General features: G+C 58.9%; 4 protein-coding genes. All 4 read left to right on the top strand.

Annotated features, from left to right (window positions below; translation table 11 throughout):
• Window positions 1-60 precede the first annotated feature (60 nt).
• Window positions 61-1299, top strand: a complete 1239-nt coding sequence (locus tag ACR0EZ_RS25735; RefSeq protein WP_480617671.1) for a TRAP transporter substrate-binding protein — start codon at window positions 61-63, stop codon at window positions 1297-1299.
• Between the two features lie 68 nt (window positions 1300-1367).
• Window positions 1368-2033: a TRAP transporter small permease gene (locus ACR0EZ_RS25730; RefSeq protein ID WP_480617669.1), complete on the top strand. Its 666-nt coding sequence runs from the start codon at window positions 1368-1370 to the stop codon at window positions 2031-2033.
• Window positions 2033-3391 carry a TRAP transporter large permease gene (locus tag ACR0EZ_RS25725; protein WP_480617667.1) on the top strand — a complete coding sequence of 453 codons (1359 nt, stop codon included), beginning with the start codon at window positions 2033-2035 and terminating at the stop codon, window positions 3389-3391. The genes ACR0EZ_RS25730 and ACR0EZ_RS25725 overlap by 1 nt, the downstream gene beginning before the upstream one ends.
• 11 nt (window positions 3392-3402) lie before the next feature.
• Window positions 3403-3981 (top strand): IclR family transcriptional regulator (locus ACR0EZ_RS25720; protein ID WP_480617665.1); only part of this gene is annotated, 579 nt, incomplete at its 3' end.

Genomic DNA, 3981 nt, shown 5'->3' with positions numbered 1-3981 from the left:
AAATATACTAGCGTTTTTTGATACAAAACGTCTCAATAATTGCGATCAGGGAGGTAAGCAATGGAGATCGGCAAGAAACTAAGTGGTATTTCGCGTCGGGATTTCTTCCGCGTGGCGGGCCGTTACGGCATGAGCTCGACACTGCTGGCAGCAGGCGGGTTCGGCGGCGCGATGAGTCTGGCGAATCTGGCGCAGGCCGCTGAATCCACATATGAAAAGCGGTTCTCGAAAGAGCCGAAGCACACGCTGAAATTCGGCGCATCGGGCTTCAACACCCGCAACCTGCTGATCGAACGCGCAGGCGCGATCGAGTTTGCACGCGATCTGGAAGAACGCACGGATGGCGAGATTCGCATCGAGTTCATCGGCGACAACCAGATTTGCGGGCAGCTGAGCTGTGTGGAAAAAACCCAGCAGGGAATCGTCGATATCTACGCGGCCTCGACTCAGAACTCGGCTGGCGGCGCGCCTTATCTGAACGTGCTGGACTATGCCTATATGTTCCCCAGCCGCGCGGCGCAGTATCACTTCTTCTACAGCCCCGCGAGCCAGCGCATCCTGCGCGATCCGCTGGAAAAACGGCACGGTCTGAAGTTCCTGTTCACGCATTGTGAACTGCGTGGTCTGCAGATGGGCGCGAACTTTGCCGACAAACCGACCGTCACCAAACTGGAAGAGCTGTTTGGCACCAAAAACCGCGTGACGGGCACGCAGCTTGGCCGAATCGCGATGCAGCTGCTGAACTTGAACCCGGTTCCGGTGGCATGGGAAGAAACGCTGGACGCGCTGAAAACCGGCCTGATCGATGGTGCAGAAACATGGGCGTCAGCCGTGGCCTACGCCAACATGGCACCCGTTGTATCGCAATCGGTGAACCTGAAGTTCTTCTGCGGTACTGAACACACTTCGATGTCTTCGAAGGTCTTCGACAGCCTGGGCGGTGAGCTGCAGGATGCGGTCATGGAATCGTCCTACTTCACGCAGGCCCTGATTCAGGGTGCCAATGAAGCGGCGCTTTTGAACACCGTTGGTTTCTCGGAACCGCAACTGCCGAACACGATCTTCGCCGAAAACGGTGTGCGCCCGGCCTTCCTGGCAGACGATCAGATCAAACTGGCCGAAGAAATGTGTGCCCCCAACTACAACCCCGAGCCTTGGGCGCAGTGGCGCGAGCGGATCAACAAATGGGCCGGTGGCATCGACACCTATCAGGAAATCTACGACATCGCGCGTGAGATCCCCGCTGACACTATCGCGGAAAACGTCGAGCCACGCCGCTGGTGGAGAGGCGAGGCCTAACCTAAGCTTAATACGAACCGGCCCATGTGGGCCGGTTCCACCAAACACCGACTGGGAGGACGGGGTTCATGTCATTTTGGGCAGATGTCGGCGCGATATTCAGTGCCTTGCTCACCTTCGATTCATTCGAGATTCAATCAGCGCTGGAATCCGACGCAACATGGGTTGTGGGCGCAATTGTCTCGGCCCTGGGCGGGCTCCTCATCATGTGGATTTACCGGAAAGTGCCGTTTGTCGAACGCCACTTTGAACGTGCCGTTATGGTCTATTCCTACCTTGCGATTGCCTTCATCATTTTCTGGGGGGTGATCGACCGGTTCGTGTTCAATGATCAGGAACCCTGGTCCACGACAATTCCTCCGCTTTTGTTCATGGTCATGGCCTGGTTCGGCGCGTCTTATAACGTGCGGCTGCGCACCCATCTGAGTTTCAGCGAGTTTCGCACGTCCATGCCGCGCGGCGGGCAACTCGCGTGCCTGTTTCTTGACGCGGTCCTGTGGTTCATCTTTGCGGTGATCGTCATCGTGACCACAACCCGGCTGGTGGCGCTGTCGGCCTCGAACTTTCAGATCGTTCTGGGCACCGACAATATTATGCAGTGGTGGTTCCTGTTGGCAGCACCATTGTCCTTCTTTCTCATGGTCGGGCGGGTGTTCCAAAACCTGGCTGACGATTTACACAACTGGAAAACTGGCGAGCCGCTAATCAAGCAGGCCGTGATCGGAGCAGACTGATGGCAGACGGAACCTTGGTCACACTGATCTCGCTGGGGGTCACATTCCTGTTCATGCTGGGCGTGCCCGTGCTGCTGGTCATCGGGTATTGGGTCATCGGCTGTTCCTTTGTCCTTGGCCTGACGCTGGACAATATGGGGGCCGAGCTGCTGAACGTGTTCAACAAGGGCTTTGCCCTGCTGGCGATGCCGCTGTTCATCCTGACCGGAGACCTGATCAACAAATCGGGCATTGCACGACGGCTCAGCGATTTTGCCTATGCTTGCCTGGGCTGGATACGCGGCGGGCTGGCGATGGCCTCGCTGGGGGCCTGCGGGCTGTTCGCGGCGATCTCGGGGTCGAACTCGGCCACGACGGCCACCATTGGCTCGATGCTGCACCCCGAAATGGTCAAGGGCGGCTATGACGAACGCTTCAGCGCCGCCACTGCGGCGGCGGGTGGTACGGTGGGGATCATCATTCCGCCATCGATCATCTTCATCGTCTACGGCTTCCTGATGAACCTGCCGATTTCCGAGCTGTTCGTGGCGGGCATCCTGCCCGGTGCACTCATGGTGTTCGGCATGCAGTTTGCCTGCTGGATCATCTGCCGCATGAATGGCTGGGGCTACCTGATCCCGCTGCAACTGAACCGGGTGCTGAAAACAGCATTCGGTGCCTGGCTGGGCTTCTTCGCCATCGGTCTGGTTTTGTGGGGCATCTATACGGGCAAGTTCTCTCCGACCGAGGCGGCGGGCGTGACCGTGGGCTTCTGCGTCATCGCCGGTCTGGTCAGCTATCCGATCAACCGGATCATGGGCGCGCGGAACGACATTCCGCCAACCGAGAAGACTTTTGCCGAAATGTTCGTGGTCGAAGGCTTCACGATCCCCGAGATCCCCTCGATCGTGATCCGCTCTGCGCAGATCACCGGCATCCTCGCACCGCTGATCGCCATTTCCGTTGTGATGCAGCAAATCCTGTCTCTGCTTGGCGCACAGGAAACTATCGGGAACTTTGTAACCTCGATGGGCGGCTATCACGCGGTTCTGTTCACCTCGATGGTGATCGTCTTCTTCTCGGGCATGGTGCTGGAAAGCCTGCCGGTGACGATCATCCTGGCCCCGATCCTGGCGCCGATTGCCGCTTCGGTCGGCATCGATCCGATCCATTTCTCGGTGATCTTCCTTGTGGGCGCGTCCATCGGGTTCATCACCCCACCTTACGGGCTGAACCTTTATGTGGCATCGGGCGTGACCGGAGTGCCCTATTTCCGGCTGCTGAGATACACGGTGCCCTATCTGGTGTCGTTGCTTTCAGTGTGGATTTTGGTGTCGCTCGTGCCCGATCTGGCCTTGATCCTGCTGCCAAATAACTAGACTGTTGCGGGATGGCCCTGACGGAAACAGAAACCAAGGAAACTCAGATCCCGACCAACCTGCGCCTTCTCCTCATCCTCGAGGAGGTGGCGCGGCGCGGGGTCGCCGTCAAACCATCGGACCTGATCGAAACCTTGGGTCTGGCCAAGCCAACCGTGCACCGCCTGCTGCAAACCGCCGAGGCCGAGGGCTTTCTGCAACGCGATCTGGATGGCCGCTCATACGGCCCGGGACACCGGCTGCGCCTGCTTTCGGTCAACACGATGTCCTCCGCGCATCTGCGCACGGCGCGTCTGGCGATCCTGCGCAGCGTCGCCGAACAGGTGGGCGAGACCTGCAACCTTGCCATTCCCGACCGCGAGGGGATGATCTATCTGGACCGGGTGGAAACCAAATGGCCGCTGCGGATTCAGCTGCCGGTCGGCACGCAGGTGCCGTTCCATTGTACGGCCAGTGGCAAGATGTACCTGTCGACATTGCGGCAGAAAACGCTGGCGGGGTTTCTTGCCGCCGGAAATCTGCAACCGCAGACCGAACGCTCGTTGACTTCACCCGGGGCGTTGCGAACGGAAATCCAGCGCATTGCCGAG

Source organism: Ruegeria sp. AK4, from assembly GCF_056541025.1.
Note: the sequence above shows the minus strand (reverse complement) of the source record. Positions and strands in the feature narration are given on the sequence as shown.

What these genes read in the sequence shown, in the direction of transcription:
- ACR0EZ_RS25735 (WP_480617671.1), top strand. Translation starts at nt 61, where the DNA reads ATGGAGATCGGCAAGAAACTAAGTGGTATTTCGCGTCGGGATTTCTTC.
- ACR0EZ_RS25730 (WP_480617669.1), top strand. Translation starts at nt 1,368, where the DNA reads ATGTCATTTTGGGCAGATGTCGGCGCGATATTCAGTGCCTTGCTCACC.
- ACR0EZ_RS25725 (WP_480617667.1), top strand. Translation starts at nt 2,033, where the DNA reads ATGGCAGACGGAACCTTGGTCACACTGATCTCGCTGGGGGTCACATTC.